A 22,575-nucleotide genomic window follows, 5' to 3' on the forward strand; every position below is an offset into this window, starting at 1 on the left:
TTCAACTGAACGAGAAGACCGAACGCCATAGCAAGATGCGCGCGGAGCGGATCCGCGCGCCCGCAATTGCTACAGTGCATAGCAGACTGATTTGCTACACGCTGTAGCAGGAAGGATGTTGATGTATTCGCCATCTCCCGATCGGAACACCGAGGACACGCCGGTCATCGAGACCCGGGGCCTGTCCAAGGCGTTCCGTCGCGCGACCGCCGTCGACTCGGTCGACCTCGCCGTGCGGCCCGGCAGCGTCTACGGCCTGCTGGGGCCCAACGGCGCCGGCAAGTCCACCACTCTGAAGCTGATTCTGGGGCTGTCGGAGCCCACTGCCGGAGAAGTGCGGCTGTTCGGCAGCCCATGGAGCCGACAGGCCCTGTCCCGCATCGGAGCGAGCATCAACGGCCCAAGTTTTTACGGCCATTTGTCCGCCAAGCAGAACCTGATGGTCCACGCACACCTGCTCGGCATGCCGGCATCCGAAGTGAACCGTGTCCTGGCCGAGGTGGAACTGGACGCATCGGACCGTAAGAAGACCCGGAGTTTCTCCACGGGGATGAAGGGCCGTCTGGCCCTGGCGATCGCGATGCTGGGTGATCCGGACGTGCTCATCCTCGACGAGCCGCAGAACGGCCTGGATCCGGAAGGCATCGCCGCGTTGCGTACGATGCTGCGCCGCTTCACGGACACCGGCCGCACGGTCGTGCTCTCCAGCCACCTGCTCGGTGAAGTGGCCTCCGTCGCCGACGACATCGGCCTGATCTCGGCGGGCCGCCTGCGCTACCAGGGGCCCCTTGCCGAGCTTGCGCCGGACGGCGACCTGGAACGCGCCTACTTCCAGCTGACCGGTGCCACCCACGGGGCCGGGGCGGTGGCGTCATGAGCGGTGCGGCCACCGTGCCCGTGCCCGGTCTGCCGGCGGTTCTACGGGCCGAGTTCGGCGCCTGGCGGCGCAGCACGGTGTCCTACCTCCCCTTGGGGGGACTGGCGTTCGCGCTCGTCAGCACGGCGATGTTCGTCTCGACTGGTCCGGGGAAGACCTGGGAGGACGTCCTCGGGTACCAGAACCTTTGGGCGATGTTCGTCGGGCCCGTGCTGACTGTGCTGCTGGCGGCCACAGCCACCCGCATTGACACCGCAGCCCGCGGCGGCGGCACCTGGTACCGGCCCGTCAAGCCGCGCCACCGTCAGTTCAGCCGGTTCACCGTTCTGGCCACCCGGTCACTGCTGCTCAACCTCCTGGGCGCAGGCACGCCGCTGCTGATCCTGGGCTTGGCGTCCAGCGCGCAACGTGTCCCCATGGGGCGCGCGATCGAGGCTGTCGTGGTGCCCTGGGTCTCACAACTGGGCCTGCTGGCACTGATGCTGTGGCTGGCCCGACAGATCCCTTGGTCGGCGGTGCTCGGCGTGGGTCTCGTCTGGACGTTGCTGGGCGTCGTGAACGCGGAGTCCTCGTCCTGGGCCGTTCTTCCGTTCACCTGGCTCACTCGCGGCGCGCTGCCGGTGATCGGCACGCACGCCAACGGCGTCGCGCTGGAAGCCCATGCCGCGCTCGCCCACGCTTCTCCGTGGCCGTCCACCCTCCTCGGCGCACTGCTGGCCGTGCCCTTCCTGCTCCTGCCGCGCCTGCGTCTGCCGTCCCCAGCGGGTGCCAAGCACCGGGCGTCGCCTCGACCCGGCCTGCTCACGCCCAAGGAGGCAGGGGCAGACGGCACGTTCGCGTACGCCCAGGCAGACGCTCCCCGCGTCCTGGCCGCTGTGGCTGGTGTCCTGCGCGGGACCGCGTTGATCTGGTTGTGCCCCGTCACGATCGGTCTGATCGCCTTGTGGCTTTCCTGGCACGACCCGGACACCAGCATCCAGCTCTTCACCCTGCTGGTCCTTCCCGTCGGTACGCTCGCGCTCAGCCTGATCGCGTGGAGCGCCGCCGGTCAGGGGTGGCGGGCCATTGCCTGCCGCACCACGGGAACGGCCAGGCCTGCTCTGGCGCTCACCGGTATCGCTGTCGGTATCGCGGCTGCCATGTCGGTCGTCATCGCCTTCGTCTACCTCGTGGCGGGGATCCCGGTGGGCCATGCCTGGCCCCTCGCGCTCACTGGTGCGGTGGTTGCGGCGATGCTCACGTCGTTCACTCTCTGGCTGAGCATCCGTGTCTCCCAGTCGGCCGCCCTGGTGGTGGGGATCATCGGCATCCTGTTCGGGGTCCTCGTCGGCGGCACCACCATGCAGCAGACGATGTGGCTGCTCATTCCCTACTCCTGGGCCAACTACCTCGACATGCATCGCATGAGCCTGACTCTCCCGCTCAGCGTCGCGGCGACAGCCCTTTTCACAGTTGGTATCGTCCGCGCGGCACGGAAGGCAGCGGAAAAATCATGATCACTGCGCCCGGCTCGACCAGGACCCGCACTGCGACGACAGCGGCCGTGGGACTGACCGCCCTCCTGCTGCTGACCGGCTGTTCACAGGAGCGCGACGCCGTCGTGAAGTGGCCGCCGGCTACGCGCAACCCGCAGTCCATCAGCGCCGACCAGCTCGGCGACGCCTGGCCGATCAAGCCTCAGAGGGGGTCGGTGTCCTGCGTCAAGACGCCCTACAGCGGCTTCGCCATCATCTTCACCACGCCCGAGGGCAAGGCCTACGCGCTCAACAACGTCGCCCAGGACGAGAAGGGCCTGCCCAACGCCGACACCGTCAAGACCTCCCCGAAGACGACGACCATGTGGCGGCTCCGGCTCTTCGGGATGCAGGTCTGCAGCGTCGACCGAGCCAAGCAGATGCAATCCACTCCGACCCCCTGACCGACACTGGCGTGGTGCCCGGCGCGGGCGCCGTGGCCAGACGATCAGACACCCTGGAAAAGGCAGATTTATCATGCCATTCTCAGCCTCGCGTGCCGTTGCCTTCGCAGCCGTTGGAGCCGCCCTGGTTCTCGCAGCCACGCCGGCCTCCGCGGCCTCGTACGACAACGCCACACCGCGGCCGCTCCCTTCGACCGCGTTCCGGGCCAACGACTGGACGGCCCCGCCCGGGTTCGTTAACGGGTTCTGCGGGGCTGGTGTGTTGTCTGACCTGCGAAATGGGAGCTTCGATGGAACCTGGGGCGGCCCGAGTTCGCACCGTTGTTGACCGGGGTTATCCGGTCTGGAGGGCACTCCGGAGACGGACCCCCTCGTCCCGAGCGAAGCGCGGGTACGCCTCGTCCCTCAGGGCACGTCATACGCCGGTGTCTGCCACTCGCCGAGGAAGTCGATCTCCGGGGTCAGGCGGACTCCCGTGCGCTCCAGAGTGCGGCGAAGTACCACGCCTATGGCGTCGGCGAAGCCGCCCGCGGTCGCATCGCCCTCGGCGACCAGGGTGTACTGCTGTGACGAGATACGTATTCCGTCCACGACCCGGCTGCCCAGGGCGAAGCCCGCGTTCCTGATCAGCCAGCTCGCGCTGATCCGGGTCGAGCCGTCGGGGAACTCGTTGACCGGGGCACGGCGTGTCCGCAGGCTCCGCGCCTGGGCCGGGGTGAGCTCAGGGCTGAGGAACACGCTGCCCGCCGATCGTCCGTCGGGTCCGGCACCCTCGATCACCATGCCCTTGCCCCGCCGCACGGTCAGTACCGCCTGAGCCACCTCGGTCATCGGCACGCGGGTCCCGACCGGTACGCCGAGCTGGTCGGCCACCTGCCGGTAGGCGATCGGCGCGCTGAGCAGCGCGGGGCGCAGGGCGAACACCAGCGTCAGCAGGGTCCAGCGCCGCGATCCCTTGAAGGTGCTGGTGCCGTCCGTCGGCCGGCCGGACTCCAGGGACTGTTCCGGCCGACTGGCTGGAGCGGGTGCGCACCGCCCCCGACAGCGACCCGATCATCGAACCACTGATGTACGCCTCGGACTACTACGACGAGTCCCTCCAGCAGATCCGGTTCGGCGAAGTCACCCGGGACGCACGCGAGTTCGCCCTGACTACACCGGTCCTCGAATACACGCCGGACCAACTGGTCGTCGACGTACCCCTGGCTTCGCCGCTGCTCGACCAGATCTTCGGCGGTGGTCTGGGTGAGCGCGAACTGACGTACATAGCCGCACAGTTGGGGCTTACGGGAGAGCGTGCCGAGCTGTTCCGCTCCTACTTCGAACCGACCCCGCCGCCCGCGCCGGCGCCGGACGGCGACGTCATCGAGTACGTCGGCCATGCCGCGGTGTTCGCCCGGTACCAGGGCACCACCTTCCTTGTCGACCCGGTCCTCAGCCACAGCGGCTACCCGGGCGGCGCCGAAGGCCGGTTCACCTACGCGGACGTGCCCGACCGGATCGACTACCTCCTCATCACGCACAACCACCAGGACCACATGCTGTTCGAGACCCTGCTCAGGCTCCGCCACCGGGTCGGCACGGTCCTCGTCCCCAGGTCGACGAACGCGAGCCTGGTCGACCCCGGCCTCGGCCGGATCCTCAGGACCCTGGGTTTCCCGCGGGTGGTCGAACTCGACGACCTGGACACCCTGCCCTGCGGCTCCGCCGAAGTCACCGCGCTGCCGTTCCTCGGTGAACACGGCGATCTGCGGATCCGTACCAAGGCCGGCTGGCTGCTGCGCTTCGGCGAGCGGTCCGTCCTGTTCGCCGCGGACTCCACCAACATCGCCCCCACGATGTACGAGAAGGTCGTCGAGCACATCGGCACGGTGGACACCGTCTTCATCGGCATGGAGAGCATCGGAGCCGCCGCCAGCTGGATCTACGGGCCGCTGTTCGGTGAACCGCTGGACCGGCGCACCGACCAGAGCCGACGGCTGAACGGGTCCAACTTCGAGCAGGGCAAAGAGATCGTCGACGCCCTGGACCCCACCGAGGTCTACATCTACGCGATGGGCCTGGAGAGCTGGCTCGGCAGTCTGATGGCCATCGACTACGACGAGAGCCACCCTGCCATCGTCGACAGCGACGCGCTGGTCGCCTACGCGCAGAGCAAGGGCCGAACCGCCAAGCGTCTGTACCTCAGGGAGACCCTGCGTCTGTGAAGGACGCACCCGCGCCGTCTGCCCCGATACCCCTCACCGAGAAGGTGCCGGTCACCATGCGAACCCTCCTGATCGACAACTACGACTCCTTCACCTACAACCTGTTCCAGCTCATCGGCGAAGTGAACGGCCGCCCGCCGGTCGTCGTCCGCAACGACGACGAGTGGTCGCGGATCCGCGTCGACGACTTCGACGCCGTCGTCGTCTCGCCAGGTCCCGGCCGCCCGGACCGCTCCCGCGACTTCGGCATCAGCCGGCGCGCCATCGAGGAGAGCGGGCTGCCCGTCCTCGGCGTCTGCCTCGGCCACCAGGGCATCGCCCAACTCTTCGGCGCGAGCGTGGACTTGGCGCCGAGCCCGATGCACGGACGGCTGTCCCAGATCCGGCACACCGGTACCGGACTGTTCAAGGGTCTCCCGTCGCCGCTGTCCGTGGTGCGCTACCACTCCCTGGCCGTCGCCGACCTGCCGGCGGAGCTGGAGGCGGTCGCCTGGACCGACGACGGCGTCGTCATGGGGCTGCGCCACCGCGAAAAGCCCCTCTGGGGCGTGCAGTTCCACCCCGAGTCCATCGGCAGCGAGGGCGGCAGGGAAATCCTGGCCAACTTCCGGGACCTCGCCCTCGCCTCCGCGCGCCGCGCCACCCCGCAGCCGCCCGCTGGCGACGAGCTGTACCCCTACCAGGTGCACGTCCGCGAGATCGGTGAACTGCCCGCCGCCGAAAGGGTCTACGACACCTTCTTCGCCGGCTCCGGCTCGTCCTTCTGGCTGGACAGCAGCTCCGTCGTCGACGGGCTCTCCCGATTCTCCTTCCTCGGCAGCGCGGACGGCCCGCTGGGCGAGTACCTCACCTACAGCGTCGCCGACGAGACCGTGACCGTCCGCGGCTCCGACGGGGCGCACACCGAGATCCACGGCCGGTTCTTCTCCTACCTGGAAGAACAGCTCGGCCGGCGTTCCGTCCCGGTACCGGACGGCCTGCCCTTCGAGTTCAACCTCGGCTACGTCGGCTACCTGGGGTACGAGCTGAAGGCCGAGACGACCGGCGAGGCCGTGTACCGCTCCGACCACCCGGACGCGGCCCTGGTGTTCGTGGACCGGATGATCGTCCTGGATCACCGGGAGCAGCGGACGTACGTACTCTGCCTGGCGCCGCGCGACCACGGCCGGCAAGCCGATGCCTGGCTGGACGACACCGCTGGGCGGCTGAACCGGCTCGCCGCCCGCAGCGCCCAGGCGGACACCGCCCCTCTGCTCCTCAGCGGCCTCGGATTCGGCAGCGACACGACCGTCCGGCACGACAAGGACGCGTACCTCAAGCGCATCGACGAATGCCTGACGGAGATCAAGAACGGCGAATCGTACGAGATCTGCCTGACCAACATGGTCTCCGTACCCACGGACGCCGCCCCGCTGCCGCTCTACTCCGCACTGCGCCGGATCAGCCCCGTGCCCTATGGAGCCCTGCTCGAATTCCCGGGCATGGCGGTGCTCAGCGCCTCCCCGGAGCGGTTCCTGACCATCGACGCCGACGGCGGTGTGGAGTCCAAGCCCATCAAGGGCACCCGGCCGCGCGGCGGCACCCGGGAGGAGGACGAGGCACTGCGCCAGGACCTCGCCACCCGGGAGAAGGACCGCGCAGAGAACCTGATGATCGTCGACCTGCTGCGCAACGACCTCAACACGGTGTGCGAGGTCGGCTCCGTCCATGTGCCCCGGCTGTTCGACGTGGAGACGTACGCCCCGGTCCACCAGCTCGTCTCTACCATCCGGGGCACGTTGCGCCCCGGGACGAGCGCCGTCGGCTGCGTACGGGCCGCGTTTCCCGGCGGGTCCATGACCGGTGCGCCCAAGAAGCGCACGATGGAGATCATCGACCGGCTGGAGAGCGGGCCGCGTGGTGTGTACGCGGGCTCGCTCGGCTGGTTCTCGCTCGGTCCTTCAGGAGGTGACCTCCTTCGTGCGGGTGCTGCGGTCCCTGCGTCAGTGGCCCGCGGGCCTGCATCTCGAACTCACCCCCGACCCGGTGACCGAGTGCCTTCCCGCGCACGTGGACGACATGGACTTCACCGACTACCGCTCCAGCTGCGACCCCCGGCTGAACCCCGAGCAGTCGGCCGAGGTGATCTCCCGCTTTGTCGCTCTCCTGTAGCCGCGAAGCCCCGTAACTCCTCGGTAGACCGATCCCCCGGAGACCGCCCCCCTTGGGACGGATCTTCCGGAGACCGACCGATCCTCGGCAGACGAAGAGATGCCGCGTCCGGCCCCCATGCGGACGCGGCATTTCCCTGTGCCCGTACGCGGACGAGGTCCGCCCCCGGAAGAGGCGTCCCGGGGGCGGACGGAGGAAGCGGGCGGACTGCGCGGGCGCTAGGAGACGAACACCTTCTCCGCGGGGCTCACCCTGGCCCGCCGCACCACCTGGGCCAGTCCTGCCGTGATGAACGCCAGCGCGACCAGCAGGGCACTCACCCACAGCGGAGAGCGGTAGCCGAAGCCGGCTCCGATGGTGATGCCGCCGATGGAGGGGCCGAGGGCCGCTCCCACGTTGAGGGCCGCGGTCGCGAACGACCCGCCCAGGGACGGGGCTTCGGTCGCCGCGTACAGCGCCTGGGTGATGAGGGTCGATCCGACGGCGAACGACAGCGTCCCCTGGACGAAGACGAGCAGGAACGCCGCCACCATGTTGCCCGCGGTGGCCGTGAACAGCGTCCAGCCGACGAGCAGGGCGAGACCCCCGGGAACGAGGAGCCGCATGGGCCGTGCGTCCGACATGCGGCCTCCGATGGTCACGCCCGCGAACGACCCGAGCCCGAAGAGCGCCAGCACGGCGGGCACCCAGCTCTCGCTGAAACCACTGATGTTGGTGACAACGGGAGCCAGGTAGGTGAATGTGCAGAACGTCGCGGCGTTCACCAGGGCGCCCAGGGCCAGCGTGACGAGCAGCCGCGGGTTACGCAGGGAACGCAGTTCGCGGCGCGCGCTGGGCGCGAGCTCGTCCGGTGCGGACGACACCGCCGGCGCGGGCCCCGGCACCGATCGGACGATCGCGAAGATGACGGGTACGCAGACGAGGGCCACGGCCCAGAACGCGGAGCGCCAGCCCCACAGCTGACCCAGCACGGCGCCTGCGGGCACCCCGGCGACACAGGCGATGGTGACACCGCTGAGGAGCACGGAGATGGCCCGTCCCTTGGCGTTGGGCTCGACCATGCTGGTCGCCGTCGCGAGACCGACGGCGAGGAATCCGGCGTTGGCCAGCGCTCCGACGACACGGCTCACGAGCAGAACGTCGAAGTTGGTGGTGACCGCTCCGACGACATGGACGACCATGAAGGCGATCAGGAAGGCGAGCAGGGCTCGTCGCCTGGACCACCGCAGGCTGAGGATCGCCATCAGTGGCGCTCCGACGATCATCCCCACGGCGAAGGCCGAGGTCAGGGCTCCGGTGGCCGGGATGGACACATTCAGATCACTGGCGATGTCCGGCACCAGGCCGGACAGCATGAACTCGGACGTCCCCTGGGCGAAGACCGCAAGTCCGAGCATGTAGATGGCAATTGGCACGACAGAACTCCACAACCACGTCGCGGTTGGATGACGAGGACGCAGCGGGCCGCGACGGCACCGGAACTGGACGCCACAAGGAGTCGACCAGGGCGGGCGCGCGGGGGATCACCGCGTGAAGGAACCCGGAGACGACGTCGCGAGCGTCACCACGAAGTGGTGACGGCGAAGCGGAATCCGGGGAAAGGGCAGTCCGTACGACGGCGATCAGGTGGCGGGTGCGGCGAAAGCACGCACGGCCTCAGCGGAGGCGGTGCTTCAGCGCGACACAACAAGAAGCCACCGGACGACCGGTGGCTAGCGTCTTGACGCCTCGGGACTGGACATGCGCCCCACCCTAGTAAGACCGGGCCACCGCCGTCCACCGGGTTTATCGCGACTGGGAGTTGAGGGGGGTGGGACAGTCTCCGGGGCGGGGCGAACCGGCGCGGTGCCTGTGCGGCAGGTCCGGCGCGTGGGGCCTGTCCTTACGACCAAGCCCTTCTCCCAGCCTCCTCGCCCCGGACTTCTCCCAACCGGTCTCCGGAAGCCACTCAGGAACCCGACCCGCCTTCTCGGATCAGGCCCGCCGCCAGCGGGCGGAAGCGGACGCTTCCGAGCAGGTGGAGGGTGAAGGGGCGACCGTCCGCCCATTCGTTCCGCGCGCACGAGACACCGCCGGCGCTCCCGTCACCCATGAGGCGTGACCACCGCTGCGCCGGACCGGCGCTCCGCTGGTCCGGCGCAGCGGCGTGTCTGTCGACGTACGCGAATGGCACGCGCCCCGAAATTGGTCTAGACAAAAACAAACCCCAGGTCGCCGACCTGGGGTTTCGTTATGGAGCGAGTGACGGGAATCGAACCCGCGCTCTAAGTTTGGGAATCAACGGGTTCTCTGGGGCTGGTGTGGTGTCTGGCCTGCGAAAGCATGGGATCTGGTGGCCCTGGTGCGGGTCGGGTTGCACCGCTGTTGACCGGGGTTTTCCGGTCTGGAGGGCACGGCGGGGGCACGAGTTGCCGAGCGCGATCTGCTGGACGCCATGACCTTGCTGAGCAGCCGCATGGTGTGTACCCGAGTGCGTGGTCGGGGGACGCCCGTTGCGGGAGCAAGGATCCTCGGGTACGGGGCGCCTTCCCCGCAGCGTGGTCCCGCCTTGCCCGCGTCGGATGTCGTGATGCACGTAGTGAGCGTGACAGCGCGGGGTCCTTGTGGGGGGCGAGTCGCGGCGGACGGCGGTCTGGATGGTGGGTGGGTCGCGCCTAAGTGGCGCTTTGTCGGGGCGGGGCGAGGACACTTGGGGCGGGATCAGTCCGGGTTTCAGCGTCGTTGAGAGGGGCCTTGTGGAGGCTTCGCCCTCTGTTGCCCAGGTGAAGGCCATCGCGGAGATCATGGTGGCGTTCCGTGAGGCTGACCATTGGCGGGCCGGTGTCCTGATGGAACGGTTTGTAGTGGATGCGGACCTGTCGGCGTTGCTCGCGCCGCGGGCATCTCTCAGCGGGGTGCTGGTTGGGAGGGAACAGGCGTAACAGGTCTCCGTGAGCTGCCGTCGGCCTTTGCGGGAGGACGTCGAAACCCCCCGATGAGCGGGGGTAGCGGCCCGGGGAGAACAGTCGCCGCCGGGATGACGTCGGCGCCGGGCGGCGACTGCGGCGCGAGGACCCCGTTGTCTCCCCTCCATCGAGGTCCTCGCGTTCTTCGTCCTCACCGGCGCCCGGGGTCGGCGGGAGTTGACCCCGGCTCGAAACGCCCGGGAGGACGAAGCGCCGGAGTCGCCGTGTGTCGGCGCATGAGCGGCTCCGGCCGTCCGTGAGAGGGCTGTGGCAGCTGGGCGGCCCAGGGTCTGAGGGTTTGGGAGGCGGCGGTCGGCCATGCCGGTCGGCGTCGGCGCGGGGACTCGCCCCTTCCTGTTCGAATCGTAGGACGGGCCGGGGGGAGTCGACCCCCGAATCGCGACTGCAGGGTGGGGGCATGTGGGCGGCACCTGGATGAACGGTGCATCGGTGGAGAAGGCGGTAGCTGGCCCGACGGGCGGGCGGGCAAGTTTTCTATGTGGGACACACCTATGACGGAGAGATGCCGGGGTGGCGGCTCGCCCTGACGGAACGGCTGTTGGCGGCTCAGGACTGCGCTGAGAGGTTGGCTGAGGGGAATCGTCAGCTTGCGGAGGAGAACCGGCAGCTCAGGTTGTCGCGTTCCCGGACGCTGGAGCGCCTGAAGACGGACCGGCCGCAGTTTCCCGCCGCGGCGAAGTGACTCCGGGCAGGTCGTTGGAGAGCGTTCCCCGGCGCGAAGCGCCGGGGCGGGGTCAGACTGCGGCTGCCCGCTCGGCGCGGGCTTTGGTCTGGGCGAGGCCGCCGGGCCGGTGCTGACCAGCCTCGCCCCAGCCGCGGCGGATTGCAGGTCGAGGCGGGGCGCCGGGTTGCCGTGCCCGCCGCCGGTGGACTTCTCCAGACGGTCATGGGCCTGTCCTGGTGGGAGGACCGCATCCGGCCGAGGTCCGAGCCGGATCCGCCCTCCGCCACCACTCTCGTCGAGACTCCGTTCGCCCCGGCGGCCCCACTCCCGGGCCCTGAACTCCGCAGCGCCACATGGGCGTTGACGCGCAATGTCGGCCGGAGTTGACTGGCGGGTACGGCGTAGGGCCATGCCGCTCCGGAACGTTCGGGCCGGGCATCCTCTTCCCCGCTTCGCACGGACCCCGCGGAATCCAGGAACGCCCCTTCCGACCCGGAGGCCCGGCCATGGCGTGGATTGGGTGTCCTGATGCCGGCCCTCACCGGCTCCGTCCTGCTCGTCGTCGACATCGTGCTCGGCCGGGTCGAAGGGGTGATCGCGGGTGCCGTGACGCTGCTGGTGTGCGGCGGGCTGTGGGGTTGTTGCCGCAGTTGGTGAGGCGGCACGTCGCGGGGGCCGCGGTCCGGGTGGCATCGGTGCCGCCGCCGGGGCCAGGCCCGGGGTGTCAGGACGTCGGCGCCGACAGAATCGGCGATGGGGGATCGGCATAGTCACCGGACGGGGTGGCCGACGGGCGTCGTGATCACCTGGGTCCGGCTCCGTGCCCGGTGGGCCGTTTCACTACGGCTAGACCGGCCGCCTGATCAGGTGCCCAGGCCGGTGAGGGGTTCGGAGTCGGTGACGAAGGCGTGGGCGAGGTCGGACAGGCGGCGGTTGTGGGAGCGGGCGTAGCCGCGCAGCGCGGTGAATGCCTGTTCCATGTCGATGCTGTGGCGTTCGGCGAGTTTGCCCTTGGCCTGTTCGATGAGTACGCGGCTGTTGAGGGCGGTCTGTAGTTGCTCGTTGAGGACGGTGCTGCGGTGGACGGAGCGCTGCTGCAGGAGGCTGATGGTGGCGACGTCGGCCAGGGCCTGGGCGATGGAGGTGCTGACCGGCTCGAAGGGGCCGGGGGCGGTGCGGAAGAGGTTGAGGGCGCCGACGACTTCGTCCCGCAGCCGCATCGGCAGGGCCTGGACCGCCCCGAACCCGTGGCGCCCGGCCTGCTCGGTGAAGTGCGGCCAGCGGTCGGTCTCCGTACGGAGATCGGGGACGGCCACCGGTGTGCCCGTGCGGAAGCACTCCAGGCAGGGGCCCTCGTCGTTCTGGAGCTGGAAGAGTTCCAGGAGGCGTACTTGTTCGTCGGAGGCGGCCATGACCCGGAGTTCGCCGTCGCGGTCCGCGAGCAGCACGCCGGCGGCGCTCGCGCCGAGCATCCCGACGCAGCGGTCGGTGAGCAGGCGCAGGAAGTCGATCAGGTCGAAGTCGGCGACCAGGGTGTCCGCCAGCTCGACGAAGGTCTTGGCCAGGAGTCGCTCATTCATCCCTACCTTCTTTCGTGGGTCGCTCGGGCCAGTCGTAGGGTTCTGGGGCCCAGGAGCGCCGGGTATGGCTTTCAGTCATCTGCCGATCATGGCTGCGGACGATTGGCCGCCCGGCGCTCCGCGACGACTCGGCCGCTGATTGAGAATTGCGAATGCATCGCTGCGTAGGGATGAGCTGGCGAGGTCGTCTGCGGGAACGCATCAGACGAGTCGTTCGGAGGCGACGTTGCAGGCATGGGCCGGGGTGGACATCGGTAAGGGCCACCATCACGTAGTCGTGATCGACCAGGAGGGGCAGCAGCTGCTGTCGCGACGGGTGTCCAACGACGAGCAGGAACTGCTGACCGCGATGGCGCAGGTGCTCGCCCTCGCCGACGAAGTTACCTGGGCCGTGGACATTAATACTGGAGGGGCCGTGCTGCTGCTCGCCCTGCTGGTGACGCACGGGCAGCCGGTGCTCTATCACCCAAGCCACTCAGATCCTCATCGCCACCACACCCGAACCCGAGGACGGCGCCGCCGACCCGGCAGCCCGATCCTGAGGATCCTCTGGTGCGTTGTGCCCCGTGCTCTGGAGCACCTGGGGTCAGGCGTCGGGCGGGACGCAACAGAGCCCGGCCGGGGTGACTGCGGGCCGGCCGGGCTCTGGGCGTGTAGTGAGTGGTGCTCTGGTCAGAGCGGCTCGTCGTGCAGGTCCTCTTCGCGCAGCAGGTCGTCCTCGCGGCGGCGCGAGGTCTCCTTCTGGCCCTGCTTCTGTCCCTGCTCGCGGGACGACTTGCCGGGCTGGGAGTGCGCGGGGTCGCCGGGGCGATGGTGCTCCTGCGCTTCGCGGCCCTTGCCCGGCTCCGGACGCTTGTCCTGCGTACCGCCCATGACAGCGACTCCTCTTGATGCGTGGGTACGGATTCCTCTCGGACGACGCTGCCATGCACAGTTACGGGCTGCATCATTTCGACAACGAGGCGAGGCACACGGGTGACGCCCGTCCCCGATGTGGCGGCGTCGGAAGGCGGGCCGGCCGTTCAGTTCCGAGGATGGGCGGGATCCCCCCCCGCCTACTGTCAGGAGCTCGTCTCATGCTGGAGCGCACGCTGCGCAAGGACCGCACGGAGGTCACCTTCGTCCTGCCCGCCGACACCCCGCCCGGCCCGGTCAGCGTGGTGGGCGACTTCAACGACTGGCAGCCCGGTGCCCACACCCTGCGGCCGCGCAAAGACGGGAAGCGGGCCGTCACGGTCGAGCTGCCGAGCGAGAGCACGCATTCCTTCCGGTACCTGGCCGCCGGTGACTACTGGTTCAACGACGAGAGCGCCGGCGATCAGGACGGCCCCAACTGCCGTCTGCACACCTGATGGAACCAGCGGCGTGACCTGGCAACGCCCGCGCCGGGTGCCCCCGCCCCACACACTCCCAGGGCGGGGAGGTGAGTGACGGCCCCTGATCAGGTGACCGGGCCCATCGAGACGGCGCACCGGCACCTTGGCGAGGTCTCCGAGGGCACCGAGTATCAGGTGACGTTCCGTACGACCGGGACCGGCGCGAGGCCATGGAGGAGCACCTGGTGGACAACCACCACTACGACTCGCCGGAGGGCATTGCGTTCGCGATCGACGTCGGCCGTGCCGAGTATCTGGCCTGCAACACCCGGGCCACCCGCTCACCCTTCGCGCGTTCCAGCAGCGCGCCTGCAGGGGCGAGGGACCGGCGGGGTTCCAGCCGCTTGATCATGAGGCGGGCCGCCCCATCGGTCTGACCGACGCGAGTCCCTCGGAGGCGTCGAGCATGGCCCAGGTGCGGCACACGGCCTCGGGCGCTCCACCAGGGGAGGTCCCGGCCCGCCGGACCGTTGCCTCGCAGATGTAGTCGTCACCCTGCGGCCGAGGGACCGGATGATTCGGCGGTGCGGCGGTATTCGGCGTTGATGCGCTGGGCTTCTTCGAGTTGGTCTTCGAGGATGATGATGCGGCAGGCGGCCTCGATGGGGGTGCCTTGGTCGACGAGTTCGCGGGCGCGGGCGGCGATGCGCAGCTGGTAGCGGGAGTAGCGGCGGTGGCCGCCTTCGGAGCGGAGCGGGGTGATGAGGCGTGCTTCGCCGATGGCCCGGAGGAAGCTCTGGGTGGTGCCGAGCATTTCGGCGGCGCGGCCCATGGTGTAGGCGGGGTAGTCGTCGTCGTTGAGACGGTCGAACGAGTCGTCTGCTGTCATTTGCACCTCTCTGTGGAACGCGTGGAGGGGCCCTGGTGCCGTACGGCACCAGGGCCCCGAAGGAACTACTACACCATCTGCCGACCCTAGTCCTGCGCCGGCCTACTGTGTCCGCACTGCCGCCCGATACGCGGGCCGAGGTGCGGGGATCGCGGTTGCTTGACCGGAGACCACCTCACTATCGATGTCCTGCGGTACCTGGGCTCAGACGTCCGCCCAGGCGATCCTGATGGCGCTCGGCTCCTCCGTTCTTCCCTCGGTGATCAACTGCTTACCCAACGGGGGGACTGCGTACTGCTGGTGATGCCAACTGCTCTGTGGCCTGCGACAGCGCCACTCTTCGGCAGCCAGCCCCGTCGCCCGTCCTGCATCTGCTCTGGCTTGGAACCCCACTGCCGAACTTCCCGGTGCGCGCGCCCGCAGCCGACGCCTTCACCGAAGTGCTGCTCACTGACTTCACTGCTGGGTACTGCGAACTGCACTTGCAGGTACTGCCATTGCATTACTGCGGTACTGCTCATGGCGGCCCCTGATCACTGCGGGCCACCCGGTCCGGCCGTCTGTCCCGTCGCCTTCCTGCAACAACCCTGGCTTCGGAACTCCACCGCCGCACCGTCCTGCGCACTGCACCTACGTGTACTGCGGGTACTGCTGTCCGGCAGTTCGTCTCTGCCCGGCCCCGCTGTCTCTCTGGGCTACGAGAGAAACCATAACCACGCCGTCGCTCAATGTCTACTCCGGCCGTCATAGATTTTCGAGTGTTCGACGGCGAGGTAATCGACCTCGAACGGCAGCGGGGCGGGGAGCAAGGCGCTGGGCATGCACATCGGCATCGCGGTGATCACGGGACTCCTCCTCTTCTCCGGAGCGATGGTGGTGGCGGACGCTGTCTTCCTCCCCGACCGCTTCTGCACCGCACTGGTTCAGCTGTGGCGCCGGGCGGCGCAGCGGACGTGATGAGGCGGCGAGCGGCCAGGCTGGTGTGGCCGGGCTTTGCGGGGCAGGCTGGGAAGTGCACCGGATCGGGTGCTTCGCCGTGCGAAGGGAAGCCGGGGATGATCCAGAGCGCGGATATCCGCGAGTGGCGGACCCACGACGTCGTCGCCTCAGGCGGCCGTAAGGTCGGCACGCTGGAGGCCGTCTACGTGGACACCAGCACCGACGAGCCCGCCATGGCCACCGTCCAGGTGGGGCTGCCCACCCGCCGCCACCTGGTCTTCGTCCCGCTGAACGGCGCGATCGTCGGGCCGGGCTACGTCAAGGTCGACTACGACCGGTCACTGGTCAAAAAGTGCCCGGCGATCGGGACGGACGATGTCCTGCCGGTCGAAGACGAGGCCGCGGTGTTCGCGCACTATGGCCTGCCCTACCGGCCGGGCGCGAACGGTGAGCGGCAGCTCGCCCGCCGCTGACCGGCGTACCGAGGAGGTGCCTTACGGCATGACGCTCTTCCTGATCCTCGTCATCGTGGCGATCGTGCTGGGCATCATCGGCGCCGTCGCCGAAGGGCTGCTCTACCTGCTGATCATCGGCATCGTGGTGTTCGTCGCCGCCCTGGTGTACCTGGTCCTGCACATCCGGCGCTCCGGTCGGCATCACCGCACGCTGCGTTGAGACCTCTCTTTGGGGAGCGGGCGGTCAGACCGGCCGCGGGTGGCCGAAGAGCAGGTTCGTAGCCGCGCTGAAACGGTCCCCACTGCGGGCGTGCTGACGGCCAGGGCGCCATTCGGGACGTAGGGGACAGCCGTCGGGGGCATGGTCTCGTTGTGCGCGGTGTGGCTGGGGGCACCTGCACGTTCCCCGGCGATGGAAGGGCTGGGACGGATGGCGCAGCTGGTGACGGAGCCGAGCGTGCGGCCCAGCGCCGCGTCGTTGGGGTCGGCGCACCTCCAGCGTCTTGACCGCGGCGGGCCGGCGACGTGGCGTGAGTGCCCTTCTCGCCCGGTAGTGCGACCGCCCGAGCGGGTGGGACGGCCAGTGAATAGAATCGGCTCTCATGTCGAAGCCTGACGAACTGCTCGTTGACGTCGCCACCTCGGTCGAGTCCGGGCAGAGCAATCAGATGTCCCTGACCGTGGTCACCGGTGGTGCTGTCATCACCGGCCGGCTGGCTCCCGAAGCCGTGTGGAGGCAGCGAGTGTCGGAGGTCCTGACGGACTCGCCCCAACTGGGCGAGTTCTCCGCCGACTTCACCGCCATGACACGCGGGGAGGGCCCGCCCACGCATCTGCACTTCCACGTCGCCCGCATCCTCCAGGGCACGGTGGGGATCCCGGAGACGGGTGGGATGTATCGCGTCTCGATCGCGGACGTCAGCGCCTGGACCGTGGGCGACTTCAGCTACTCCGACCACTGACACACCACGACGTAGAGGAACCGTCGGTACGCGGGAGGGCCCGACCGGTGTGCCGGTCGGGCCCCACTGCTGTGCTCGTGCCGGCCCGCCCCGGGCCCGTCGGTCAGACGGTCACCGGGACGCCGAGCATCGCGGATGCCTTTTGGAGCGGGCTGAGGACGCGCGTGGGCGCGGCTGCCTGGGGAAGGCCCCGGCAGGTGAAGCCGAGCTGGGTCATGGCCCGGAGGACTTCGCCGACGCTGAAGTCGCGGGGGTCCTGGCGTGTGATGACCTGGCCGACCTGCTTGACGGGGTAGGTGCGGCGGCCGATGGTCACGGACTCGCCGGCGACCTGCTCGGGCTTGATGCCCTTCATCGATTCCAGGACGTCGCTCTTGGTGAGGTCGAACGGGAACCGGGCGATGACACAGCGCATGATGCCTCACAGGAAGAGGAGGGGGACGGTCGTGCCGCGGTGAGGTGGTTCAGCGGGCAAGGGCGAGGACGCTCGGAGCGCCGCCTTGTTCGTCGACGACGGGCAGGGCATCGAAGCGGCGGTGGCGCATCGGGTGTTCGGCCTCGGCCATCGTGGTCAGGGGTGAGGCGAACGGCCCGCGGTCGTCGAGGACGTCGCGCAGCCGGACCCGGTCCGTGTACGCGGCACTGTCACGGACGGCGGCGAGCTGGGCCTGGGTGACCAGTTGGGTGCACAGGCCGTCGTTGTCGCAGACGAGCAGATGTCCCGCGCGGGCACTGGTCATGACGGACAGGGCCACTTCGACCGTCATGTCGTCACAGACCTGCGGGCCGGCCGCTTCCATGGCGTCGACCACCGTCCGGTGCGGAGCGTTGGCACTCGCCGGGCGGGGCTGCATCTGGACCAGCGTCAAAACGTGCCTCCTGCGGAGATGGGTCGGTTTCCTGATCACGTGGTTCTCAGGCCGCCGCATCAAAGGCGGACTGCCGCACGCTCATGCGCCGGGCAGCCGAAGCGGGACTGCGTCGACCACGGGAGGCTGCGCCGCGCTTGGGCCGCGCGGACACCGGTGCGGTGATGGTGACGGGGATCCCGGAGGGGGCCTGGGCGCCGGTGATGCGGTTCAACTCGGCGTCCCCGGAGCGCACTTGGGTGGTCTGCGGCACGATCCCCGCGGTGGCCATCAGGCGGCTCATGTCGCGGCGCTGGTTGGGCGTGACGAGCGTGACGACGCTGCCGGATTCTCCGGCGCGGGCGGTGCGGCCGCCGCGGTGGAGGTAGTCCTTGTGGTCGGTCGGCGGGTCGACGTTGACGACGAGGTCGAGGTTGTCGACGTGGATGCCGCGGGCCGCGACGTTCGTGGCGACCAGGACGGTTACGTGTCCGGTCTTGAACTGGGCCAGCGTCCGGGTGCGCTGGGGCTGGGACTTCCCGCCGTGCAGGGCCGCGGCGCGGACTCCGCTGTTGAGGAGGTCCTGGGTGAGGCGGTCCACGGCGTGCTTGGTGTCGAGGAACATGATCACGCGGCCGTCACGGGCGGCGATCTCGGTGGTGGTGGCCTGCTTGTCCGCGCCGTGCACGTGCAGGACGTGGTGCTCCATCGTGGTGACCGCGCCCTGGGAGGGATCCACGGAGTGGACGACGGGGTCCGTGAGGTAGCGGCGGACCAGGAGGTCGACGTTGCGGTCCAAGGTCGCGGAGAACAGCATCCGTTGGCCCTCAGGGCGTACCTGGTCCAGGAGGGCGGTGACCTGGGGCATGAAGCCCATGTCGGCCATCTGGTCGGCTTCGTCGAGGACGGTGATGGCGACCTGGTTCAGGCGGCAGTCGCCGCGGTCGATGAGGTCCTTGAGCCGGCCCGGCGTGGCCACGACGACCTCGGCGCCGGAGCGCAGCGCGCCGGCCTGGCGGCCGATGGGCATGCCGCCGACCACGGTCGCCAGGCGAAGCTTGACCGCGCGAGCGTACGGAGTAAGGGCGTCGGTCACCTGCTGGGCCAACTCACGAGTGGGGACGAGGATGAGGGCGAGCGGCTGGCGGGGCTCGGCGCGCTGCCCGGCGGTGCGGGCCAGCAGGGCCAGGCCGAAGGCGAGGGTCTTGCCGGAGCCGGTACGGCCGCGGCCCAGCACGTCACGGCCCGCGAGGGAGTTCGGCAGGGTTGCGCCCTGGATCGGGAACGGCGCGGACACGCCCTGCGCGGTGAGCGCGGCCAGGAGCGCGGCGGGCATGTCGAGGTCGCTGAACACCTCGACGGCGGGAAGCGCGGGGGTGATCGTCTTCGGCAGGGCGAACTCGCCCTGGACCGCGGCGGGCCGGCGGCCGTAGCCGCCCGAACGGCTCGGACCTTTGGAGCGGCTCGGGGCGGACGAGCCGAAGCGACTGCCCCGAACCGCTCCGGAGGCGGAGCCGAAAGCGGGGCCGCCGGTGCGGCGGCGGGTGCGGGAGGAGCGGTCGTTCGTACGTGTGGGGTTCATGCAGAACCTTCCTTGATACGGCACGTATCAAGGAATTCCCGCAGCGGACGAGCAGCGCGGGGAATCACAAGAACGGGCCGAACGAAATGGGAAAGCGAACCTGGCCCACGGAAAATCCGTACGGGCGAAGTCGCTGGAATGAGTGATGTCATATGGACGCGAAATCCAGTACATCGGCCAGGGCGGGATCCGAGGAGGCCGTATCTCTGAAGATTCTGACTCCGCAGGCGAAACCGCTGCGGAAATGCATGTAGCTGGGGCCCGCACCCCGAGGGATGCGGGCCCCAGCTACACAATGCGCTTCAGCGTCAGGCGGGAACGATGTTCTCGGCCGTCGGGCCCTTCTGGCCCTGCGCGATGTCGAAGGTGACCTTCTGGCCTTCGAGCAGCTCGCGGAAGCCCTGGGCGGCGATGTTCGAGAAGTGGGCGAACACGTCAGGGCCGCCACCGTCCTGCTCGATGAAACCGAAACCCTTTGCCGCGTTGAACCACTTCACGGTGCCGGCAGCCATGTCATATCTCCTATGGGGCAGTACACCAGCACCCGCACTGTACGGACACTGTGTCGCCGCGATGATGCCCCGCCCGGAAAATGGCCCGGAATATAAAGCGCTTCCATATGGCGCGGAGGCCGACTGGACGCGCTGAAGTTTTTGGGTACCAAAACTGCAACCGAGATCGACAGTAGCACGCCGAAGTGGCTTGTGTATGTAAAATAATTCCACCCTGTGCGTTGTGGCAAAAACTCTCCCTGCGGGGCCCGTTAAACTCTCAGGCCGCGGGCACAGATATTGATTCACCCCGAGTGCAGCGTCGCAGCGATTCTCCCGCCGCGTCCTGGACTCGGTGGAGGTCGCCGTCGTGGTCGCCGTCTCGACCTCGTCTTCGTCGAGCCCGCATCCTGCTCGCTCTGCGCCAGGCCCCGGCCTACCCGGCCGATCTTGCCGATGCCCTGGGCATCTCCCGCACCCGCCTGTCGAACCACCTTGCCTGCCTTCGCGACTGCGGCCTGGTGATCACAGTGCCCGACGGCCGCCGCACCCGCTACGAGCTCGCCGGCGAACGCCTCGGCCATGCGCTTGACGATCTGCGGGCGGCCGTCGTCGCTCCGTGCCGGACGAAGAACCTCCTTGCGCCGAACCGCAATGCCCCCTGCCCTCCCGCACGCCCTCCTCTCCGCTGCGAAGGAGGTGAACCTGCATGGCTGAGCGCCTCCTCACCGTCGCCGAGGCCGCCGAGTGTCTGGGTACCGGTGTGCGCTTCGTGCGGCGGCTCATCGCCGAACGCCGCATCCGGTAAGTCAAGTTGGGCAAGCACGTCCGCATCGCGGAGTCGGCGCTCAATGCCTACATCGCCGCGTGCACCGTCGAGCCCGCACGCCGTAAGCGCGCCGACTACAGGCCGGCGGCCTGATGGCGCCGCGCAAGCCGCAGCGGCGGCGCGACTTCGGCAGCGTGCGCAGGCTTCCTTCCGGAAGCCGGCAGGCCCGCTACTGGGCCCCGGACGGTGAACGGCGCGCCGCGCCAGAGACGTTCGAGTCCAAGACGGATGCCCAGACCTGGCTCAACGTCACCCAGGCCGACATCGAGCGAAAGGTCTGCGCGACCCTGAGGCGAGAGCGATCCCCTTCGAGGAGTTCGCCCTCAAGTGGGTAGAGGAGCGGGGCCTGGCGGTTACCACCACCGACCTGTACCGACTCCTCCTCCGCCTCCACATCCTGCCCACCTTCGGCGACTGGCGCTTGGACGAGATCGAGCCCGCCGACGTACGCACCTGGCGGACCGAGCGCCTCACGGCCACCGGCCCGACCCAGGTAGCCAAGGCGCACCGCCTACTGAAGGCGATCATGGAGACGGCCGCCGACGACGAGCTGGTCCGCCGCAACCCGTGCCGGGTCAAGGGCGCGGGCAAGGAATCTCCGGACGAGCGCCCGGTCGCCACCGTCGCTCAGGTCGACGCGGTCGCCGACGCGATGGGCCCGAGCTGGCGGCTGATGATCTACCTCGCCGCGTTACGGCCCTATGCGCCCGGAGGAGCAGGCCGCCCTCCGCCGCCCGGACGTCAGCCTCGATCCGCTCGCGGTCTACGTCACCAAGGCGGAGAGAAGGGCGCCCCCTTCCGCCGTACGACCTTCGGCCGCAAGTGGTGCAAGGCCCGCGCGCTGGTCGGGCTGCCGGACGACTTCCGCTTCTACGACCTCCGCCACACCGTCTGCATGCGGGGATCTTGCCAGCCCCGGCCAAGCCCGCCTCCCCGGGACGGGGCGGAGGTGAAGTTCAAGCCCGTGCGTTGATCTCGTCCGCGTACCAGTCGACACGAGTTTCCGGCGTCACGGTCAGGGCCTCGATCTCCCCGTCGGCAAGGATGCGTTCGGCGACCTCGGCCGAGCATCCGACATAGGTGGAGAGCAGATCGTGGTCGCTGGTAACCACCCAACTGCGGTCCTGGGGCCACCAGAACTCGGGGCCTTCGTCGGTGCCGCCGAGGCCGACACCGACTTCCTTCCGCACTGCCTCCAGCCGAGACAAGGAGGAACGGCGGATCACCGGCTTGCTCCCGCCCCACAGCAGTGCGGCCAAGTCGTAGGCGAAGTAGACCGGCTGGTCCTGGCCGGATCCGGTGAGAGCGCGAACCACGGCGCGGCGGGTCCATTCGTCGGGCTGGCCCGTCCACGCCTGCCACCGCGGGGTGCTGCCCGGGACCCGCTCCTCGTCCGGCAGCGAGAAATGCGACAGCTCGGCGTGGAAGTGCACGCCGCTCTTCTCGGCCCAGTCACGCCAGAGCCGCGTCCGGCCGGACCCGTCCGACGCCTCGAACCGGTGGAAGACGCGCAGGTACGCAGCGAAGCCGCCCGGCACCAGCTCGGCGACCACGTGCCCATCCGTGCCGCCGGGCCGGGTGAGCCCGGCCTGCAGCCAAGCTAGCTCCGTGCCGTCGTAGCATCGACTCCCGCCGACCTCACAAAACCCTCCCCGCTCGGGCCCTCGGGGCCACTTAGGGCACGCGGAGGGCACGGCGCCCCCAAAAGCGACCGAATTGGTCCAGACAACAAACAGCCCCCAGGTCGCTGACCTGGGGGCGAAGAATGGAGCGAGTGACGGGAATCGAACCCGCGCTCTAAGCTTGGGAAGCTTATGTTCTACCATTAAACTACACTCGCGTGATCGTTTCCCGTGGGGAAGCGGTCCTCGCTCACTTTACCCCATGCCCGGCCCCCGGTG

At 69.0% G+C, this 22,575-nt stretch carries 20 protein-coding genes, 1 tRNA gene and 6 pseudogenes; 16 read left to right on the top strand and 11 right to left on the bottom strand.

What is annotated here, in order from left to right:
* Positions 1–121 precede the first annotated feature (121 nt).
* Genes OHA17_RS21230 through OHA17_RS21240 form a run of 3 tightly spaced genes read left to right on the top strand, consistent with a single transcriptional unit; the run spans position 122 to position 2,795 of the window.
* The gene (locus OHA17_RS21230) at positions 122–877 is read left to right on the top strand and encodes an ABC transporter ATP-binding protein (protein ID WP_406507912.1); all 756 of its coding nucleotides are present in this window, start codon (positions 122–124) and stop codon (positions 875–877) included.
* On the top strand, positions 874–2,373 hold the full coding sequence (locus OHA17_RS21235) for a hypothetical protein (RefSeq protein WP_406507913.1): 1,500 nt from the start codon (positions 874–876) through the stop codon (positions 2,371–2,373). The genes OHA17_RS21230 and OHA17_RS21235 overlap by 4 nt, the downstream gene beginning before the upstream one ends.
* Positions 2,370–2,795 (top strand): hypothetical protein, encoded by a 426-nt coding sequence (locus OHA17_RS21240; protein ID WP_406507914.1) that lies wholly within the window; start codon positions 2,370–2,372, stop codon positions 2,793–2,795. Before OHA17_RS21235 ends, OHA17_RS21240 begins: the two co-directional genes overlap by 4 nt.
* A gap of 405 nt (positions 2,796–3,200) precedes the next feature.
* Here OHA17_RS21240 and OHA17_RS21245 read toward each other — a convergent pair whose 3' ends face one another.
* On the bottom strand, positions 3,201–3,719 hold the full coding sequence (locus OHA17_RS21245; RefSeq protein ID WP_406507915.1) for a hypothetical protein: 519 nt from the start codon (positions 3,717–3,719) through the stop codon (positions 3,201–3,203).
* A 101-nt stretch (positions 3,720–3,820) separates the two neighbouring features.
* Between OHA17_RS21245 and OHA17_RS21250 the strand changes: the two genes are divergently transcribed.
* From OHA17_RS21250 to OHA17_RS21260, 3 genes and pseudogenes are all read left to right on the top strand, one after another.
* On the top strand, positions 3,821–5,002 hold the full coding sequence (locus tag OHA17_RS21250) for an MBL fold metallo-hydrolase (protein WP_406507916.1): 1,182 nt from the start codon (positions 3,821–3,823) through the stop codon (positions 5,000–5,002).
* 56 nt (positions 5,003–5,058) lie between these two features.
* A pseudogene (locus OHA17_RS21255) lies at positions 5,059–6,873 on the top strand (chorismate-binding protein); the annotation flags it as partial.
* Positions 6,874–6,949: 76 nt separating this feature from the next.
* On the top strand, positions 6,950–7,153 hold the full coding sequence (locus tag OHA17_RS21260) for a 3-deoxy-7-phosphoheptulonate synthase (RefSeq protein ID WP_406507917.1): 204 nt from the start codon (positions 6,950–6,952) through the stop codon (positions 7,151–7,153).
* A gap of 218 nt (positions 7,154–7,371) precedes the next feature.
* Here the strand turns inward: OHA17_RS21260 and OHA17_RS21265 are convergent, their stop codons facing one another.
* Positions 7,372–8,568, bottom strand: coding sequence for a Cmx/CmrA family chloramphenicol efflux MFS transporter (locus OHA17_RS21265; protein ID WP_406507918.1), 1,197 nt, complete (start codon positions 8,566–8,568; stop codon positions 7,372–7,374).
* Positions 8,569–11,311: 2,743 nt separating this feature from the next.
* On the opposite strand from OHA17_RS21265, the gene OHA17_RS21270 reads away from it, so the two are divergent.
* Positions 11,312–11,440 carry a hypothetical protein gene (locus OHA17_RS21270; RefSeq protein WP_406507919.1) on the top strand — a complete coding sequence of 43 codons (129 nt, stop codon included), beginning with the start codon at positions 11,312–11,314 and terminating at the stop codon, positions 11,438–11,440.
* A gap of 206 nt (positions 11,441–11,646) precedes the next feature.
* Here the strand turns inward: OHA17_RS21270 and OHA17_RS21275 are convergent, their stop codons facing one another.
* On the bottom strand, positions 11,647–12,363 hold the full coding sequence (locus OHA17_RS21275) for a GAF and ANTAR domain-containing protein (RefSeq protein ID WP_406507920.1): 717 nt from the start codon (positions 12,361–12,363) through the stop codon (positions 11,647–11,649).
* 244 nt (positions 12,364–12,607) lie between these two features.
* Between OHA17_RS21275 and OHA17_RS21280 the strand changes: the two are divergent.
* Positions 12,608–12,826, top strand: a pseudogene (locus OHA17_RS21280) (transposase); the annotation flags it as partial.
* Positions 12,827–13,035: 209 nt separating this feature from the next.
* Here the strand turns inward: OHA17_RS21280 and OHA17_RS21285 are convergent.
* The gene (locus OHA17_RS21285; protein ID WP_406510948.1) at positions 13,036–13,236 is read right to left on the bottom strand and encodes a hypothetical protein; all 201 of its coding nucleotides are present in this window, start codon (positions 13,234–13,236) and stop codon (positions 13,036–13,038) included.
* A gap of 203 nt (positions 13,237–13,439) precedes the next feature.
* On the opposite strand from OHA17_RS21285, the gene OHA17_RS21290 reads away from it, so the two are divergent.
* Complete coding sequence (locus tag OHA17_RS21290) at positions 13,440–13,715, top strand: isoamylase early set domain-containing protein (RefSeq protein WP_406507921.1); 276 nt, start codon at positions 13,440–13,442, stop codon at positions 13,713–13,715.
* Positions 13,716–14,229: 514 nt separating this feature from the next.
* On the opposite strand, the gene OHA17_RS21295 is transcribed toward OHA17_RS21290, so the two are convergent.
* Positions 14,230–14,568: a helix-turn-helix domain-containing protein gene (locus tag OHA17_RS21295; RefSeq protein ID WP_406507922.1), complete on the bottom strand. Its 339-nt coding sequence runs from the start codon at positions 14,566–14,568 to the stop codon at positions 14,230–14,232.
* An 813-nt stretch (positions 14,569–15,381) separates the two neighbouring features.
* On the opposite strand from OHA17_RS21295, the pseudogene OHA17_RS21300 reads away from it, so the two are divergent.
* From OHA17_RS21300 to OHA17_RS21315, 4 genes and pseudogenes are all read left to right on the top strand, one after another.
* Positions 15,382–15,522 (top strand): annotated as a pseudogene (locus OHA17_RS21300) (HTTM domain-containing protein); the annotation flags it as partial.
* Positions 15,523–15,623: 101 nt separating this feature from the next.
* On the top strand, positions 15,624–15,980 hold the full coding sequence (locus OHA17_RS21305; protein ID WP_406507923.1) for a PRC-barrel domain-containing protein: 357 nt from the start codon (positions 15,624–15,626) through the stop codon (positions 15,978–15,980).
* Between the two features lie 28 nt (positions 15,981–16,008).
* Positions 16,009–16,182, top strand: a complete 174-nt coding sequence (locus OHA17_RS21310) for a hypothetical protein (RefSeq protein ID WP_406507924.1) — start codon at positions 16,009–16,011, stop codon at positions 16,180–16,182.
* Positions 16,183–16,564: 382 nt separating this feature from the next.
* Positions 16,565–16,924: a hypothetical protein gene (locus tag OHA17_RS21315; RefSeq protein WP_406507925.1), complete on the top strand. Its 360-nt coding sequence runs from the start codon at positions 16,565–16,567 to the stop codon at positions 16,922–16,924.
* 103 nt (positions 16,925–17,027) lie between these two features.
* On the opposite strand, the gene OHA17_RS21320 is transcribed toward OHA17_RS21315, so the two are convergent.
* From OHA17_RS21320 to OHA17_RS21335, 4 genes are all read right to left on the bottom strand, one after another.
* Positions 17,028–17,339, bottom strand: coding sequence for an SCO5918 family protein (locus tag OHA17_RS21320; RefSeq protein ID WP_406507926.1), 312 nt, complete (start codon positions 17,337–17,339; stop codon positions 17,028–17,030).
* A gap of 49 nt (positions 17,340–17,388) precedes the next feature.
* Complete coding sequence (locus OHA17_RS21325; protein ID WP_406507927.1) at positions 17,389–17,793, bottom strand: CBS domain-containing protein; 405 nt, start codon at positions 17,791–17,793, stop codon at positions 17,389–17,391.
* Between the two features lie 46 nt (positions 17,794–17,839).
* Entirely contained in the window at positions 17,840–19,354 is a 1,515-nt protein-coding gene (locus OHA17_RS21330) for a DEAD/DEAH box helicase (protein WP_406507928.1), read from the bottom strand.
* 308 nt (positions 19,355–19,662) lie between these two features.
* Entirely contained in the window at positions 19,663–19,866 is a 204-nt protein-coding gene (locus OHA17_RS21335) for a cold-shock protein (RefSeq protein WP_399247460.1), read from the bottom strand.
* A gap of 377 nt (positions 19,867–20,243) precedes the next feature.
* Here OHA17_RS21335 and OHA17_RS21340 point away from each other — a divergent pair.
* The 3 pseudogenes from OHA17_RS21340 to OHA17_RS21350 all read left to right on the top strand — a co-directional run.
* Positions 20,244–20,462 (top strand): annotated as a pseudogene (locus OHA17_RS21340) (ArsR/SmtB family transcription factor); the annotation flags it as partial.
* A 92-nt stretch (positions 20,463–20,554) separates the two neighbouring features.
* Positions 20,555–20,767: pseudogene (locus tag OHA17_RS21345) on the top strand (helix-turn-helix domain-containing protein).
* Positions 20,767–21,563 (top strand): annotated as a pseudogene (locus OHA17_RS21350) (tyrosine-type recombinase/integrase); the annotation flags it as partial. The pseudogenes OHA17_RS21345 and OHA17_RS21350, both read left to right, overlap by 1 nt.
* Before the next feature lie 67 nt (positions 21,564–21,630).
* Here the strand turns inward: OHA17_RS21350 and OHA17_RS21355 are convergent.
* Together OHA17_RS21355 and OHA17_RS21360 are read right to left on the bottom strand one after the other, a co-directional pair.
* Positions 21,631–22,227, bottom strand: coding sequence for a hypothetical protein (locus tag OHA17_RS21355; protein ID WP_406507929.1), 597 nt, complete (start codon positions 22,225–22,227; stop codon positions 21,631–21,633).
* 213 nt (positions 22,228–22,440) lie between these two features.
* Positions 22,441–22,514, bottom strand: a tRNA-Gly gene (locus OHA17_RS21360).
* Positions 22,515–22,575: the final 61 nt, after the last annotated feature.

The sequence above is a fragment of the Streptomyces sp. NBC_00212 genome, assembly GCF_045206365.1.
In the GTDB taxonomy this organism is placed as follows: Bacteria; Actinomycetota; Actinomycetes; order Streptomycetales; family Streptomycetaceae; genus Streptomyces.

Coding starts and splice junctions, on each gene's coding strand:
- OHA17_RS21290 (WP_406507921.1), top strand. CDS start 13,440: ATGCTGGAGCGCACGCTGCGCAAGGACCGCACGGAGGTCACCTTCGTC.
- OHA17_RS21315 (WP_406507925.1), top strand. CDS start 16,565: ATGTCGAAGCCTGACGAACTGCTCGTTGACGTCGCCACCTCGGTCGAG.
- OHA17_RS21275 (WP_406507920.1), bottom strand. CDS start 12,363: ATGAATGAGCGACTCCTGGCCAAGACCTTCGTCGAGCTGGCGGACACC.
- OHA17_RS21295 (WP_406507922.1), bottom strand. CDS start 14,568: ATGACAGCAGACGACTCGTTCGACCGTCTCAACGACGACGACTACCCC.
- OHA17_RS21230 (WP_406507912.1), top strand. CDS start 122: ATGTATTCGCCATCTCCCGATCGGAACACCGAGGACACGCCGGTCATC.
- OHA17_RS21305 (WP_406507923.1), top strand. CDS start 15,624: ATGATCCAGAGCGCGGATATCCGCGAGTGGCGGACCCACGACGTCGTC.
- OHA17_RS21330 (WP_406507928.1), bottom strand. CDS start 19,354: ATGAACCCCACACGTACGAACGACCGCTCCTCCCGCACCCGCCGCCGC.
- OHA17_RS21310 (WP_406507924.1), top strand. CDS start 16,009: ATGACGCTCTTCCTGATCCTCGTCATCGTGGCGATCGTGCTGGGCATC.
- OHA17_RS21335 (WP_399247460.1), bottom strand. CDS start 19,866: ATGGCTGCCGGCACCGTGAAGTGGTTCAACGCGGCAAAGGGTTTCGGT.
- OHA17_RS21285 (WP_406510948.1), bottom strand. CDS start 13,236: ATGGGCGGTACGCAGGACAAGCGTCCGGAGCCGGGCAAGGGCCGCGAA.
- OHA17_RS21320 (WP_406507926.1), bottom strand. CDS start 17,339: ATGCGCTGTGTCATCGCCCGGTTCCCGTTCGACCTCACCAAGAGCGAC.
- OHA17_RS21270 (WP_406507919.1), top strand. CDS start 11,312: ATGCCGGCCCTCACCGGCTCCGTCCTGCTCGTCGTCGACATCGTGCTC.
- OHA17_RS21235 (WP_406507913.1), top strand. CDS start 874: ATGAGCGGTGCGGCCACCGTGCCCGTGCCCGGTCTGCCGGCGGTTCTA.
- OHA17_RS21240 (WP_406507914.1), top strand. CDS start 2,370: ATGATCACTGCGCCCGGCTCGACCAGGACCCGCACTGCGACGACAGCG.